Annotated in this window: 15 protein-coding genes; 13 read left to right on the top strand and 2 right to left on the bottom strand. The window is 59.4% G+C overall.

Annotated elements, in window-relative coordinates; all coding sequences use genetic code 11:
- Nucleotides 1–59: 59 nt before the first annotated feature.
- Nucleotides 60–1,733, top strand: a complete 1,674-nt coding sequence (locus tag U5O12_RS17815; RefSeq protein WP_322579944.1) for a long-chain-fatty-acid--CoA ligase — start codon at nt 60–62, stop codon at nt 1,731–1,733.
- 107 nt (nt 1,734–1,840) lie between these two features.
- Entirely contained in the window at nt 1,841–2,587 is a 747-nt protein-coding gene (locus U5O12_RS17820) for a 5'-methylthioadenosine/adenosylhomocysteine nucleosidase (RefSeq protein WP_322579945.1), read from the top strand.
- A gap of 50 nt (nt 2,588–2,637) precedes the next feature.
- On the opposite strand, the gene corA is transcribed toward U5O12_RS17820, so the two are convergent.
- The gene (gene corA / locus U5O12_RS17825) at nt 2,638–3,624 is read right to left on the bottom strand and encodes a magnesium/cobalt transporter CorA (RefSeq protein WP_322579946.1); all 987 of its coding nucleotides are present in this window, start codon (nt 3,622–3,624) and stop codon (nt 2,638–2,640) included.
- A 202-nt stretch (nt 3,625–3,826) separates the two neighbouring features.
- On the opposite strand from corA, the gene U5O12_RS17830 reads away from it, so the two are divergent.
- The 4 genes from U5O12_RS17830 to hprK all read left to right on the top strand — a co-directional run bounded on the left by U5O12_RS17830 (nt 3,827) and on the right by hprK (nt 7,073).
- Nucleotides 3,827–5,050: an MFS transporter gene (locus U5O12_RS17830; protein WP_322579947.1), complete on the top strand. Its 1,224-nt coding sequence runs from the start codon at nt 3,827–3,829 to the stop codon at nt 5,048–5,050.
- A gap of 177 nt (nt 5,051–5,227) precedes the next feature.
- Nucleotides 5,228–5,557, top strand: coding sequence for a ribosome hibernation-promoting factor, HPF/YfiA family (gene hpf / locus U5O12_RS17835; RefSeq protein ID WP_094481558.1), 330 nt, complete (start codon nt 5,228–5,230; stop codon nt 5,555–5,557).
- A 78-nt stretch (nt 5,558–5,635) separates the two neighbouring features.
- Nucleotides 5,636–6,103, top strand: a complete 468-nt coding sequence (locus U5O12_RS17840) for a PTS sugar transporter subunit IIA (protein ID WP_322579948.1) — start codon at nt 5,636–5,638, stop codon at nt 6,101–6,103.
- 22 nt (nt 6,104–6,125) lie between these two features.
- The gene (gene hprK, locus U5O12_RS17845) at nt 6,126–7,073 is read left to right on the top strand and encodes an HPr(Ser) kinase/phosphatase (protein ID WP_322579949.1); all 948 of its coding nucleotides are present in this window, start codon (nt 6,126–6,128) and stop codon (nt 7,071–7,073) included.
- A gap of 13 nt (nt 7,074–7,086) precedes the next feature.
- On the opposite strand, the gene fur is transcribed toward hprK, so the two are convergent.
- The gene (gene fur, locus U5O12_RS17850; RefSeq protein WP_322579950.1) at nt 7,087–7,524 is read right to left on the bottom strand and encodes a ferric iron uptake transcriptional regulator; all 438 of its coding nucleotides are present in this window, start codon (nt 7,522–7,524) and stop codon (nt 7,087–7,089) included.
- An 82-nt stretch (nt 7,525–7,606) separates the two neighbouring features.
- Between fur and U5O12_RS17855 the strand changes: the two genes are divergently transcribed.
- The 7 genes from U5O12_RS17855 to U5O12_RS17885 all read left to right on the top strand — a co-directional run bounded on the left by U5O12_RS17855 (nt 7,607) and on the right by U5O12_RS17885 (nt 13,988).
- A complete protein-coding gene (locus tag U5O12_RS17855; protein WP_322579951.1) occupies nt 7,607–8,164 on the top strand; it encodes an outer membrane protein assembly factor BamE in 558 nt (185 codons plus the stop codon).
- Nucleotides 8,165–8,187: 23 nt separating this feature from the next.
- Nucleotides 8,188–8,991: a 4-hydroxy-tetrahydrodipicolinate reductase gene (gene dapB / locus U5O12_RS17860; protein ID WP_322579952.1), complete on the top strand. Its 804-nt coding sequence runs from the start codon at nt 8,188–8,190 to the stop codon at nt 8,989–8,991.
- Entirely contained in the window at nt 8,988–9,629 is a 642-nt protein-coding gene (locus U5O12_RS17865) for a MotA/TolQ/ExbB proton channel family protein (protein ID WP_322579953.1), read from the top strand. The genes dapB and U5O12_RS17865 overlap by 4 nt, the downstream gene beginning before the upstream one ends.
- The gene (locus tag U5O12_RS17870) at nt 9,626–10,057 is read left to right on the top strand and encodes a biopolymer transporter ExbD (protein ID WP_322579954.1); all 432 of its coding nucleotides are present in this window, start codon (nt 9,626–9,628) and stop codon (nt 10,055–10,057) included. Before U5O12_RS17865 ends, U5O12_RS17870 begins: the two co-directional genes overlap by 4 nt.
- A gap of 80 nt (nt 10,058–10,137) precedes the next feature.
- Nucleotides 10,138–13,002 carry a leucine--tRNA ligase gene (gene leuS / locus U5O12_RS17875; protein ID WP_322579955.1) on the top strand — a complete coding sequence of 955 codons (2,865 nt, stop codon included), beginning with the start codon at nt 10,138–10,140 and terminating at the stop codon, nt 13,000–13,002.
- Between the two features lie 7 nt (nt 13,003–13,009).
- Nucleotides 13,010–13,504, top strand: a complete 495-nt coding sequence (lptE, locus tag U5O12_RS17880) for an LPS assembly lipoprotein LptE (RefSeq protein ID WP_322579956.1) — start codon at nt 13,010–13,012, stop codon at nt 13,502–13,504.
- 4 nt (nt 13,505–13,508) lie between these two features.
- A complete protein-coding gene (locus tag U5O12_RS17885; protein WP_322579957.1) occupies nt 13,509–13,988 on the top strand; it encodes an Lrp/AsnC family transcriptional regulator in 480 nt (159 codons plus the stop codon).
- Nucleotides 13,989–14,049 lie beyond the last annotated feature (61 nt).

Genomic DNA, 14,049 nt, shown 5'->3' on the forward strand with positions numbered 1-14,049 from the left:
ACGCCCCGGCCTGTGAAAATACCCGACTGGGTCTATAAAAACAGGATGGAGACAAGGACATGACAGATCGCATTTGGCTGAGCAGCTATCCCAAAGGGGTGCCAGCAGACATCAACACCGCGTTGTATCCCTCGTTGGTGGCACTCATGGAAGAAAGCTTCCAAAAGCACGCCAACCGTGTGGCTTACAACTTCATGGGCAAGGACGTTAGCTACGCCCAGACCGATAGTCTGAGCCAGGCGTTCGCGGCGTACCTGCAGGGCTTGGGTTTGGTCAAGGGAGACCGCATCGCGATCATGATGCCCAATGTGCCCCAGTACCCCGTTGCCGTGGCTGGCATATTGCGCGCCGGCTTTGTGGTGGTAAACGTGAATCCTTTGTACACCCCGAGGGAACTGGAGCACCAGCTCAAGGATTCAGGTGCCAAAGCCATCGTCATCATCGAAAACTTTGCCACCACACTGGAAAAATGTGTGGCTGCTACACCGGTCAAACATGTGGTGCTGTGCGCTATGGGTGACCAGCTGGGCTTGCTCAAAGGTGCGCTGGTCAACTACGTGGTGCGCAATGTCAAAAAGATGGTGCCTGCCTACAACCTGCCGGGTGCGGTGCGATTCAACGCGGCGATTGCAAGCGGTACGAAAGCACCATTCAAAAAGCCTGAGACCAAGCCAGACGATGTAGCGGTCTTGCAATATACCGGTGGCACCACCGGTGTATCCAAAGGAGCGGTGCTGTTGCACCGCAATGTGATTGCCAATGCCTTGCAGGCCGAGGCTTGGTACGGGCCAGCCATGGCCAAGGTTCCATCGGGAGTGCAGCCTACATCGGTGTGTGCATTGCCGCTGTACCACATCTTCGCCTTTACCGTGGGCATGATGCTGTCCATGCGTACCGGCGGCAAGCTTTTGCTGATCCCCAATCCGCGGGACATTCCAGGCGTGCTCAAGGAGCTTGCCAAGCACACGATCCACAGCTTCCCGGCAGTCAACACCCTGTTCAACGGCTTGGCCAACCACCCTGACTTCAACACCGTGGACTGGAGCCATTTGAAGGTCTCGGTTGGCGGAGGTACAGCCGTGCAGAGCGCCGTGGCCAAGCTGTGGTTTGAAAAAACCGGCTGCCCGATTTGTGAAGGTTATGGCCTGAGTGAGACATCGCCGATCGCCAGCTGCAACCCGATCACCTCCAACGAATACACCGGCACCATCGGCATTCCGGTTTCCAGTACTTTCATGAAGCTGCTGGACGATGACGGCAACGAAGTTCTCGCGGGCCAGAGTGGCGAGATTGCGATCAAAGGGCCGCAGGTCATGGCAGGCTACTGGCAGCGCCCTGATGAAACGGCTAAGGTCATGACCTCGGACGGTTTTTTCAAGTCTGGCGATATTGGTGTGGTGGACGAAAAGGGCTTCTTCAAAATCGTGGACCGCAAAAAGGACATGATTCTCGTCAGCGGCTTCAACGTGTTTCCAACGGAACTCGAGGATGTCGTGGCGCAAATGCCGGGAGTCATGGAATGCGCGTGTGTCGGCGTGACCGATGCAAAATCTGGCGAGGCGGTAAAGCTGGTCATTGTCAAAAAGGACCCCAACCTCAGCGAAGAAGATGTACGCAGTTTTTGCAAGGAAAATCTCACGGGCTACAAACAGCCCAAGGTCATCGAGTTCCGTGCTGACCTGCCCAAGACCCCGGTGGGCAAGATTCTGCGTCGCGAGCTGCGCGACAAGTAACACCGTCTTGCCGTCCGCCGCTGCGAGGCGGTTGGTAGGGAGGAGAGAGCGGCCTGCGGGCCGCTTTTTTGTGCCTGCTACGCTAGCCTCTTTTATTCCTTACATCTATGCCCCCCATCGCCGCCCCCATTGCCATCTTGAGCGCCCTGGCCGAAGAACAAGCCGGATTGCTGCAGCACATGCAGGGTGCGCGTGATGTGGTGCTGGCCGGGCGCACGGTTTGGTGTGGCAGCTTGTGGGGCCAGCCGGTGGTGCTGGCCCTGTCGCGCATCGGCAAGGTCGCGGCGGCCACCACGGCAACTGCGCTGATCGCCCATCTGGGCGTAGGTAAGGTCGTATTCACCGGGGTAGCGGGCGGTGTGGGCGACGGTGTGCAGGTCGGGGATGTGGTGGTGGGTACGTCGTATCTACAGCACGACATGGATGCCTCGCCGCTGTTTCCACGCTACGAGATTCCGCTGTACGGACGGGCGGTGTTTGCTGGAGATGATGGTATGTGTGGCGCGTTGCAAGCGGCCTGTAACGCCGCCCTGGTCCGCCACCGGGACCGAGCCCCTGCGGTGCACCGCGGCCTGATTGCGAGTGGTGACCGGTTTGTGAACGGCGCCACCGAAGTGGCGGCGTTGGTGGGACGGCTCAAGGCAGCTGGCCATACGCCGCTGGCCGTGGAGATGGAAGGCGCCGCTGTGGCCCAGGTGTGCGCCGACTACGGCGTTCCCTTTGCCGCGGTGCGCACCATCTCCGACCGGGCAGACGACACCGCCCACATGGACTTCAGCACTTTTGTGCAGGACGTCGCGAGCGTGTACGCCCAGCGTATTGTCGAAAATTTGCTCAAAACGCTATCAAAATAATAGCTTTTCGCGCATATTCCGTAAGCGCTGAAGGCCTATTTGGCTTGTAACTACTTGAGCCAACCGCGTTTGCGGAAGTACCACATGGGGACCAAGGCGCTGGCCACCATCAGCGCCAGCGCGTAGGGGTAGCCCAGCGCCCAATCCAGCTCGGGCATGTACTTGAAGTTCATGCCGTACAGGCTGGCAATCAGCGTAGGTGGCAGCAGGGCCACGCTGGCCACTGAAAAGATTTTGATGATCTTGTTCTGGTTGATATTGATAAAACCTACAGTCGCGTCCATCAAGAAGTTGATCTTGTCGAACAGGAACGCAGTGTGCGAGTCCAGGGAATCGATATCGCGCAAAATCTGCCGCGCTTCTTCGAACTGCTCCGCATTGAGCATCTTGCTGCGCATCATGAAACTCACTGCGCGTCGGGTGTCCATCACGTTGCGACGGATACGCCCATTCATGTCTTCGTGGCGGGCAATGGCTCCCAGGACTTCGCCAGCCATCGCATCTGTCACGTCACCCGACAGCACTTTGTTGCTGACTTTTTCGAGCTCGTCGTAAATGCCTTCCAGCGTATCGGCGGAATATTCGGCGTCTGCGTCGAACAGCTTGAGCAAGACTTCTTTGGCGTCTTCAATCAGCCCGGGAGCCCGGCGCGCACGCATGCGCAGCAGACGGAACACCGGTACGTCTTCGTCATGGATGGAAAACAGCACGCCCTTGCTCTTGAGGTTGGCGTTGACCAGGTTCAGGATAAAGGCGACGCGTACCGTGCGTGGTTCGTTGTCGTCGGCTACCAGAAAATCGCTACGGATATGCACATCGCCGTTGTCTTCGGCGTAAAAGCGGGCGGATTCTTCGATGTCCTCGTCCATCGCATCCTCGGGGATGGACAGGCCGTAGTACTGTTTGACCCAGCGCTTTTCTTCCAGTGTGGGTGATTCAAGATCCACCCAGATAGGCTGGAATTTGGAAAGTTCCTCCAACGATTCGATTTCCTCTTGAAAGAGGCGACCGTTGGCGAGCGTAAAGATATTGAGCATGGCTCACTCCCGAGGTGTTGGTGTCTGCGGTGCGGGTTGGGTGCTTTCAACCCCGATGCAGTGCTGGGAGTTGAAAGCTACCGACTGGGGTAGGTTTCCAAGGAGTGTTCTCCAATAGTGGCTGTCCACAAATTATCGCACCGAGATAGGGGTGTTAGAGTGTCTCGCTGGTCATTCCTCTGCACTTCTTGTGCGCTTTCCCATGCCTTCTGCTCTCTCGCCACGCCGCGAACTTTGGCTCCTGATCACCCTCGCAGGGATCCAGTTCACCAACATCCTGGACTTCATGATCATGATGCCGTTGGGGCCGGCGCTGACTGTGCTGTTCCAAATCAGTGACGCGCAGTTTGGCATGCTGGTGTCGGCGTACACCTTGGCGGCAGGCGCCTCCGGACTTGCTGCCTCTACCTACATTGACCGTTTCGACCGCAAGCGCTTGCTCATGGTGTTGTATGGCTTGTTTGCGCTGTCTACGCTGGCCTGTGGTCTGGCACCTACCTATGGCACCCTGATGGTCGCACGCATTGCTGCAGGAATTTTTGGCGGCGTGCTTTCAGCGCTGAGCCAAACCATTGTGGGAGACGTCATCCCTTACGAGCGCCGGGGGCGTGCGATGGGTGTGGTCATGACGTCTTTTTCCGTGTCCACGGTGGCGGGTGTGCCGCTGGGGTTGTTCTTGGCGGCACACTTTGGCTGGCATCTGCCATTCATCCTGATCGCTGTGCTCAGCGTTTTATTCATGGTGTTTGCCCAAATTTCCATGCCTGTTCTGAAAGACCACGTGGCAGCCCAGGTTCACACGTCATCCTGGAGTCGTATCCGCGATGTCATAGTTGATCGTAACCACCAGCGGGCGTTCGTTTTCTCGGCCTTGCTCATGTTTGCGGGGTTTACCGTCATTCCCTACATCACCATTTACATGCAGACCAATGTGGGTATGCGCGCTGACCAAATTCCCTACATTTACCTCTGCGGAGGTGTGGCGACCTTGCTCTCGGCGCGCATGGTGGGGCGCCTGGCGGATGGTTGGGGCAAGTTCAAGACTTTTCGTGTCATGGCCGCCGTGGTGTTGGTGCCCATGCTGGCAATCACGCAGCTTGGGCAAGTGCCCATGGCGTTGGTACTGCTGATTTCGACCTTGTTCTTTGTCTGTATGAGTGGGCGCATGATTCCCGGCATGGCCATGCTCACGTCGGCAGCCAATCCCGCATTGCGCGGCACCTTCATGACGCTGAACTCTGCGGTTCAGTCGGCGGCCATGGGTTTGGCGGCTTTGGTCGGTGGCTACATCATCAGTCGCGATTCGGCCGGATTGGTGCAAAACTATGGATGGGCCGCGGTCGTTGGTGGTTGTGCGAGCTTGCTGACGATTGTGGTGGGCGCGCGTTTGCAGCTCCACCAACCGGCTGGGCCTGCGTCCAAGTAAAGAGCCCCTGCATGTTGCATTGCATTACAAAAACCGATTGCAATCACCTTCAAACGGGCGCATAGTTGTTTACAGCAAGACCGCAAATAGGGTTCAGAAATTTCGGATTTTTAGTGTGAGCGCCAACCACCGCAAATGGAAGGCTTTGTCAACCCTGAGAGCAACTGGAGGCTATTTATGAATTTGACGATCAGCGGTCATCACCTTGAAGTTACCCCCGCCCTGCGCAGTTATGTCACGACCAAGCTCGATCGCATCATGCGGCACTTTGACCAAGTGGTAGACGTCAAGGTTTTACTTACCGTTGAGAAGCAAAAGGAAAAGGAGCGACGGCAACGTGCCGAGTGCAACATCCACGTGAAAGGCAGCGATATGTTCGCCGAAAGCGCTCACGCGGATTTGTATGCGGCAGTGGATGAATTGGTGGACAAACTTGACCGCCAAGTGGTTCGCCACAAAGACCGTTTGCAAAACCACCACCACGAGGCGCCCAAGCGCTTGATGTAGTTCCGCCGCATTAGGTGATGCCCCCAAAAACCGCCCTTTCACGGGCGGTTTTTTTGTGTGCATAATTCGGCTCACACCATGAACCGACTCGCGTCTATCCTCTCCGCTTCGCAAGTTCTTGCGCAAGTCGACGTCACCAGCAAAAAACGTGCTTTTGAAGAAGCCGGCCTGCTGTTTGAGAACCTGCATGGCCTGAGCCGTGCGTTGGTCACCGACAGCTTGTTCTCCCGTGAACGGTTGGGCTCGACCGGGCTGGGGCACGGTGTGGCTATCCCCCATGGTCGTATCAAGGGTCTCAAGGCCCCCATGGCAGCGGTGTTTCAGTTGGCGAAGCCCATCGGTTTTGATGCCCCTGACGATGCGCCAGTCAGTCTTTTGATCTTTCTGCTGGTGCCCGAGGCTGCCACCCAAAAGCACCTAGAAATCCTGTCGGAGATCGCAGAATTACTCAGTGACGCGAGCTTGCGTGAGCAGCTCACCGTCTGTGACGATTCCGGGCAACTGCATGGTCTCATTGCCGGTTGGCAGTCGGCGCGTGCCGCCTGATTTTCCCTAGTCGAGTCGCGTAGTGAAACCTACCGCGGTCAGCGCAGACGCCCTGTTTGAAGAATTCAGGGCCTATCTGCGATGGGAGTGGGTGGCCGGACTAGGGGCCTCTGAGCGCCGGTTCGACGAGGTCGCCATTAGTGCCGCCCGGTCGGGTGCCGACTTGGTCGGTTACCTCAATTACATCCACCCCTATCGCGTCCAGATACTGGGCGAGCGGGAAATCACTTACATCACCAACGCGACGCCGGAGGATTGCGCACGCCGTATCTCCCGTATCGTGACGCTGGAGCCCCCCGTGCTGGTGCTGGCCGATGGGCAAGCCGCCCCCCAGGCGCTGCTGTCCATGTGCGAGCGGGCGCAAATCCCCATGTTCGCGACGAAAGAATCATCGGCTTTTGTGATCGATGTCTTGCGCGCCTACTTGTCCAAGCATTTTGCCGAGCGCATGTCCATGCATGGCGTGTTCATGGATATTCTGGGACTCGGCGTGCTGATTACGGGGGAGTCGGGCCTGGGTAAAAGCGAGCTGGGCCTGGAGCTGATCTCTCGCGGCAATGGCCTGGTGGCTGACGATGCCGTAGACCTGTACCGCATCAACCAGACCACCATTGAAGGCCGTTGCCCTGAGTTGCTTCAAAACTTGCTGGAAGTGCGTGGAATTGGGCTGCTCGATATCCGTGGCATTTTTGGCGAGACTGCAGTGCGTCGGAAAATGCGCCTCAAGCTCATCGTTCACCTTGTGCGCCGCGAGACCTTGGAGCGCGATTACGAGCGAATTCCCTACGAACCCCTGACGCAAGACGTGCTCGGCATCCCAGTGCGCAAGGTGGTGATTCAGGTGGTCGCCGGGCGCAACATCGCCGTGTTGGTCGAGGCTGCCGTGCGCAACACGATCTTGCAGTTGCGGGGCATCGACACCTACCAAGAGTTTGTCGAGCGACACCGCAAGGCGATGTCCGAAGGATAAACCGGCTGCTTACTCAGGTGGACGGGGTGTCGCGATGGGGGCACTTGTCCTTGGTGCAGGTGGCGTACAGGCTCAGCGCGTGGTCTGCAATGGTGAAGCCCTTGGCCTTGGCCACCGCGTGTTGGCGCTTCTCGATCTCGGCGTCGTAAAACTCTTCCACTTTGCCGCAATCCAGGCACACCAGATGGTCGTGGTGCTGTCCTTCATTGAGCTCGTACACCGCCTTGCCACTCTCAAAGTGGCTGCGGCTCAGAATGCTGGCCTGTTCAAACTGCGTCAACACCCGGTAGACCGTGGCCAAGCCGACGTCGGATCGTTCTTGCAGCAAGACACGAAATACGTCTTCCGCCGTCATGTGGCGCTGGGTGCCCCGTTGGAAAACCTCCAGAATTTTCAGGCGCGGTACTGTCGCTTTGAGGCCCGTATTTTTCAGTTCGTTGATATTGCTCATGGCATTTTTCCAGCGCTGTGACGAGTCGGGCTGGCAAAGGCCAACCGCTACAATCGCGTGATCATATCGTTCCTGACTTTTCATGCCCAATAACCTGCTGCGCGGTTCCCGGTTTTCCCTGGTGGTTTTGGCTTTGGCCGCCTTGGCGGGTTGCAGCACGCTCAGCAGCACGGGCGATACGGTTGCCAAGGCTGCGCAAAGTGTCCAGCCTTACAAAATCGATATCGTGCAGGGCAACGTGGTCACACGAGAGCAGTTGGCGGTGTTGCGCCCTGGAATGCCTCGTGCCATGGTGCAGGATGTGTTGGGTTCGTCTTTGTTGGCCAGTGTGTTTCATGCCAATCGATGGGACTATGTATTCACTCTGAAGCGCCAGGGTGCAGAGCCGCAATCGCGTCGTGTGACTGTGTTTTTCAGCAATGACGCGCTGGAGCGTGTCGAAGCAGACGAGCTGCCTAGCGAATCAGAATTTGTGGCAACTCTCAAATCCACTCCCATCAAGGGGCCGTTGCCAGCCCTGAATGCACCGGAAGACAAGCTGCAGAAGTTCCCGGCCCCTGCCGGTGCGGATGCCGCTCCGACTTCCCCCGCTGCTACCCCTCCAGCTGCCTACCCGCCGCTGGAACCTGCAGCACAGTAAAGTTTTCTCTACAGGACAGGGACATGACCCACACCATCGCCATCGCTGGCGCATCCGGCCGCATGGGCCAGATGTTGATTGACGCCGTGCGCGCGACCGATGACTGCCGCTTGGGTGGTGCATTGGACATCGCCAGCAGTCCCGCACTGGGCCTGGACGCGGGTGCATTTGCTGGCCAGCCTACAGGGGTGTTGATCACCTCCGACCTGCGCCAGGGGCTCCAAGGCTGTGACGTGTTGATTGATTTCACCCGCCCGGAGGGCACCCTGGAGCATTTGCGGGTGTGCCGCGAGCTTGGGGTTTCTGTCGTGATTGGCACCACCGGGTTCACTGAGGCGCAGAAGGCCGAGATCGCAGAGGCATCCAAACACGTTGCCATCATGATGGCGCCGAACATGAGTGTGGGCGTAAACGTCACCCTCAAGCTGCTGGAAATGGCCGCCAAGGCCTTGTCCACCGGGTATGACATTGAAATCGTCGAGGCGCATCACCGCCACAAGGTCGATGCGCCCTCGGGCACCGCCCTGAAGATGGGGGAAGTGATTGCAGGGGCCCTGGGCCGCGATCTGAAGGAATGCGCCGTGTACGAGCGGTATGGCGTCACTGGTGAACGCGATCCGTCCAGCATTGGCTTTGCCACCATTCGTGGTGGTGACATTGTGGGCGACCATACCGTGCTGTTCGCCGGTACCGGCGAGCGCATCGAAATCAGCCACAAATCTTCCAGCCGCGCCACTTACGCCCAAGGCAGTTTGCGCGCTGCGCGTTTCCTCGCTGGTCGCACCTCGGGCCTGTTCGACATGTTTGATGTCCTCAACCTGACATGAGCGCCAACCTGCTGTTCCAGGGCGATGCGGTGAGTACCACGGTGTCCGTGGTCTTGCTCGGCATGTCGGTGTGCAGCTGGGTGGTGATTTTGTGGAAAGGCTGGTTGCTACAGCGCGCGCTGCATGATGTCGGGCGCAGTACCGCGGCCTTCTGGCAGGCACCGGACTGGGCGCAGGCCCGAACGGCCGTGCGGTCTTTTGATCGGGAGCTGCTGGTCAGCCCCTTGGTAGAAGCCACGCAGCAGACATTGCCAGGCACTTTGGGAGCCAGCGGGGACCGTTCCCAGCAGTTGACGCGGGTGCTGCGGGATGCCCTGCACAGCGTATTGCGCCAACTGCAGGCCGGGCAGGTCTTGTTGGCCACGGTTGGATCCACAGCTCCCTTTGTAGGTTTGCTGGGGACGGTTTGGGGCATTTACCATGCCCTCATTGGAATTGCGGGTTCCGGCCAAGTCAGTATTGACAAGATTTCCGGTCCGGTGGGTGAGGCGCTGATCATGACGGCGGCAGGCCTGGCCGTTGCCATACCTGCCGTGTTGGGTTACAACATTTTGGGGCGTCTCATAGGCCGTATCGAAGCGGATCTGGAAGGCTTTGCCCGGGACCTGCGTGAATTGTTGTTGACGCAGCAGCCATGAGTTTCGGCCGTTTGGAGCGCACCCCCAGCGCGCAACCCATGAGCGAAATCAACATGACGCCGTTGATCGACGTCATGCTGGTGCTGCTGGTGATCTTCATCATTACCGCGCCACTCATGGTCAGTGCCGTGAAGGTGGATCTGCCCCAAACACAAGGTGCCCAAGCTGCAGACGCCCCCCAGTTCGTATCGTTGGCATTGGACAAGTCTGGCCAGGTGTATCTGGCGGACCAGCCCGTTGCTTTGCCAGCCTTGGCGCAAGAGCTCAAGCAGGCGGCCCAGCGCAATCCGCTGACCGAAGTGCAGCTGCGTGCAGACGCCACAGTGCCATATGGACGGGTGGTTGAAGTCATGGGGCTGGCGCATACGGCAGGTCTGAGCCGAATTGGCTTTGTGGCCAACCCGGAACCGCCTGCCACGGCGCCGTAGCCCTGAACGGCCCGCGCTGGCGCTGCGCCTAAAATCCCTCCAAGCCTTTTCCATTGGCAGCTTGGCGCTGCCCTATCCCCATGCAAGACAAGTACCAGCACCTCGACGTAGAACAATCGGCCCAAGCGCATTGGTCGCAACCCCTGTGGAACGGTCAGAGCGCCTATCGCGTGACCGAAAACACCCTGGATGCCCAGGGCAAGCCCAAGAAGAAGTTCTACGCCTGCTCCATGTTGCCCTACCCCAGCGGCAAGCTGCACATGGGTCACGTGCGCAACTACACCATCAACGACATGCTGGCGCGCTACCTGCGCATGAACGCCCACAACGTGCTCATGCCCATGGGTTGGGACGCCTTCGGCCTGCCTGCCGAAAACGCCGCGCTCAAAAACAAGGTGCCGCCCGCCAAGTGGACCTACGAGAACATCGCCTACATGAAGGGCCAGATGCAGGCCATGGGCCTGGCCATCGACTGGAGCCGTGAAGTTGCCACCTGCGACCCGCAGTACTACAAGTGGAACCAGTGGTTGTTCCTGAAGATGCTGGAAAAAGGCATTGCCTACCGCAAGACCCAGATCGTCAACTGGGACCCGGTAGACATGACCGTGCTGGCCAACGAGCAGGTCATTGACGGCAAGGGCTGGCGCACCGGCGCGGTGGTCGAGAAGCGCGAGATCCCCGGTTACTACCTCAAGATCACCGACTACGCGCAAGAGCTGCTGGACCATGTCCAGATGGGCAACGACAAGGCCACGCTGACCGGTTGGCCCGACCGCGTGCGCCTGATGCAGGAAAACTGGATCGGCAAGAGCGAAGGCGTGCGCTTTGCCTTCCCGCACGACATCAAGGACGCAACGGGTACTTTGATTGGCGAAGGTCGCATGTACGTGTTCACCACCCGCGCGGACACCATCATGGGCGTGACCTTCTGCGCGGTGGCGCCCGAGCACCCGCTGGCGGCGCATGCCGCTGCCTCCAACCCTGCGCTGGCGGCCTTTATTGAAGAGTGCAAGACGGGTGGAACCACCGAAGCCGAGCTGGCCACGCAAGAGAAGAAGGGTCAGCCCACGGGCTTGCTCGTCACGCATCCGCTGACCGGTGCGCAAGTGCCGGTGTGGGTGGGCAACTACGTGCTCATGGGCTACGGCGATGGCGCCGTGATGGGCGTGCCAGCGCACGACGAGCGTGACTTTGCGTTTGCATTGAAGTACGGAATTGAGATCAAGCCAGTGGTGGCTCGTATCGATGAAGTTCGAGTAGATCTTTATAAAGACCAAAAAACCGGATATTCCATTCGCGAGTTGCGTGATGCGCATTCTGGTGAGTTACTTGTCGACGTTGGTAGCCGCTACTTTGACCACACTCGCTGGGATGACCGTAACGGTTTGAAAGGTGGCATATGCATCAACAGTGGATCGTTAACTGGTCTGACATATCACGATGCTGTCGATGCTGTTGCTGCGGACTTGGCCGCCAAAGGCCTGGGCGAGAAGAAAACCACCTGGCGCCTGCGCGACTGGGGTGTGAGCCGCCAGCGCTACTGGGGCACGCCCATCCCCATCATCCATTGCGACGAGCACGGTGCTGTGCCGGTGCCAGAGAAAGACCTGCCCGTGGTGCTGCCGCAGGACTGCGTGCCCGATGGATCCGGCAACCCGCTGCACAAGCACGAAGGTTTTCATGCCGGTGTGGTCTGCCCCGTGTGTGGCAAGGCCGCGCGCCGCGAGACCGACACCATGGACACCTTTGTGGACTCGTCCTGGTATTTCATGCGCTATTGCGACCCGACCAACGCCGAGAAGATGGTGGCTGGCGGTACGGACTACTGGATGCGGGACCAGAATGCCGCTTCCGGTGGCAGCGGCATGGACCAGTATATAGGCGGCATCGAACACGCCATACTGCATTTGCTGTACGCCCGTTTCTGGACCAAGGTGATGCGCGACCTGGGTCTGGTGAAGGTGGACGAGCCCTTCACCAAGCTGCTGACACAAGGCATGGTGCTCAACCACATCTACTCCCGCAAGACCGCCAAGGGCGGCAAGGACTACTTCTGGCCGCATGACGTGGAGCATGTGCTGGACGAAGCTGGCAAGGTAGTGGGCGCCAAACTCAAGAACGAAGCAGAGAGCGGCGATGGCCTGCTGCCCGTGGGCACGCCCATCGACTACGAGGGCGTGGGCACCATGTCCAAGTCCAAGAACAACGGCGTGGACCCGCAGGCGCTGATTGCCAAGTACGGTGCGGACACGGCGCGCATTTACACCATGTTCACCGCGCCACCCGAGGCCACGCTGGAGTGGAACGATGCGGCTGTGGAGGGCAGCTACCGTTTCCTGCGCCGCGTATGGAACTTTGGCTACAAGTTGTCTGCTATGGATTCCGTAGCTGCTCGCGCAAGCGTGGCGGGGGCTAGCAGCCTAAAAGACGTTGATTTTGGCAAGGAAGCCAAAGCCCTGCGCCTTGAGATGCACAGCGTGCTCAAGCAGGTGGATTTTGACTACCAGCGCATGCAGTACAACACCGTGGTGTCCGGCACCATGAAGATGATCAACGCGCTGGAGGGCTTCAAGGCCCCGGACAGCGCGGGTGCCCAGGTGGCGCTGATCGAAGGCTTTGGCATCCTGTTGCGCTGCCTGTACCCCGCCACCCCCCACTTGGCGCACGCGCTGTGGTCCGAGTTGGGCTACGCCGCAGTGTTGGGCGATCTGCTCGATGCCCCTTGGCCTCAGGTGGATGCCTCGGCCTTGGTGCAGGACGAGATTGAGCTGGTGCTGCAGGTGAATGGCAAGCTGCGCGGCGCGGTGCGCGTGCCAGCCGGTGCCAGCAAAGAGGCCATCGAGGCTGCCGCGTTGGCCAGCGAGGCTTTCCTCAGCCACGCGGCCGGTGCGCCGGCCAAGAAGGTCATTGTGGTGCCCGGCCGCCTGGTCAACGTGGTGGTCTGAGCCCGTGATGCAGCGCCGCTCCCTGTTTGCCTTGCCTCTGGTCGCCATCCTTGCCGGCTGCGGCTTCAAGCTGCGTGGACAGCAGACCTTTGCCTTCGAGACCATTGCAGTCACGCCAGAGCGTGGTGGCGCCGTGGCTTCGGAGCTTGCGCGCTACCTGGGCAGCGCCGTGCTTCCGCTGGTGCCGCCCGCTGGTGGCCAGCCGCCGCAGGTGGTGGTGGACATCCTGCAGGAACTGCGGGAGAAAACCGTGGTGGGCGTCAATGCCTCGGGTCAAGTGCGCGAGTTCCAGCTGCGCATTCGCCTGAAGTTTCGTATGCGCACGCCGCAGGGGCGCGAGCTGATCGAGGATACCGAGATCATCCAGCAGCGCGACATCAGCTTTAACGAATCTGCCGTGCTGGCCAAAGAGGCTGAGGAGGCGCTGCTCTACCGCGACATGCAGTCCGACATCGTGCAGCAGCTGCTGCGCCGCATTGCCGCGGTCAAAACGCTGGATTGAGGTCATGGCCCTGGACCGCGTCGACCAAACTTTGCTGGAGCTGCTGCAGCGCGACGGGCGCATGAGCGCCCAGGCCCTGTCCGAAGAGGTCAACCTCTCGGCGCGTGCCACGCTGAACCGCATCCGCAAGCTCGAAGACGATGGCCTGATCGCCGGTTACCGCGCGCTGCTGGCGCGCAAGGCGCTGGGCGAACATGTCTCGGTGTTTGCCGAGATTGCGCTGAAGGACCAACGCCAGGCTACGGTGCAGCGTTTCGAGGCGGCCATGGTGGCCTGCCCAGAGGTCATTGCCTGCCACTTGGTGAGCGGCCGCTACGACTACCTGGTGCGCCTGGCCTGCCGCGATCTGGCCCACTACCGCGACCTCACCAATACTTGGATCGACGACATCGGTCTGGGTATCGACAAGGTGGTGACCAGCACCGAGCTGCAAACGGTCAAGGAATTCGCGGGCTTTCCGCTCATGGTGCGCGACGACGGCTAGGTGGACTTGGGTTGCTTCTGAAACGGAAGCAACCTGTTGCCGATTCAGCGCTTTTGCGCGC

The sequence above is a fragment of the Rhodoferax sp. genome (assembly GCF_034519335.1).
Classification (GTDB): domain Bacteria; phylum Pseudomonadota; class Gammaproteobacteria; order Burkholderiales; family Burkholderiaceae_C; genus Allorhodoferax.

Coding starts and splice junctions, on each gene's coding strand:
- U5O12_RS17815 (WP_322579944.1), top strand. CDS start 60: ATGACAGATCGCATTTGGCTGAGCAGCTATCCCAAAGGGGTGCCAGCA.
- U5O12_RS17820 (WP_322579945.1), top strand. CDS start 1,841: ATGCCCCCCATCGCCGCCCCCATTGCCATCTTGAGCGCCCTGGCCGAA.
- corA (WP_322579946.1), bottom strand. CDS start 3,624: ATGCTCAATATCTTTACGCTCGCCAACGGTCGCCTCTTTCAAGAGGAA.
- U5O12_RS17830 (WP_322579947.1), top strand. CDS start 3,827: ATGCCTTCTGCTCTCTCGCCACGCCGCGAACTTTGGCTCCTGATCACC.
- hpf (WP_094481558.1), top strand. CDS start 5,228: ATGAATTTGACGATCAGCGGTCATCACCTTGAAGTTACCCCCGCCCTG.
- U5O12_RS17840 (WP_322579948.1), top strand. CDS start 5,636: ATGAACCGACTCGCGTCTATCCTCTCCGCTTCGCAAGTTCTTGCGCAA.
- fur (WP_322579950.1), bottom strand. CDS start 7,524: ATGAGCAATATCAACGAACTGAAAAATACGGGCCTCAAAGCGACAGTA.
- U5O12_RS17855 (WP_322579951.1), top strand. CDS start 7,607: ATGCCCAATAACCTGCTGCGCGGTTCCCGGTTTTCCCTGGTGGTTTTG.
- dapB (WP_322579952.1), top strand. CDS start 8,188: ATGACCCACACCATCGCCATCGCTGGCGCATCCGGCCGCATGGGCCAG.
- U5O12_RS17865 (WP_322579953.1), top strand. CDS start 8,988: ATGAGCGCCAACCTGCTGTTCCAGGGCGATGCGGTGAGTACCACGGTG.
- U5O12_RS17870 (WP_322579954.1), top strand. CDS start 9,626: ATGAGTTTCGGCCGTTTGGAGCGCACCCCCAGCGCGCAACCCATGAGC.
- leuS (WP_322579955.1), top strand. CDS start 10,138: ATGCAAGACAAGTACCAGCACCTCGACGTAGAACAATCGGCCCAAGCG.
- lptE (WP_322579956.1), top strand. CDS start 13,010: ATGCAGCGCCGCTCCCTGTTTGCCTTGCCTCTGGTCGCCATCCTTGCC.
- U5O12_RS17885 (WP_322579957.1), top strand. CDS start 13,509: ATGGCCCTGGACCGCGTCGACCAAACTTTGCTGGAGCTGCTGCAGCGC.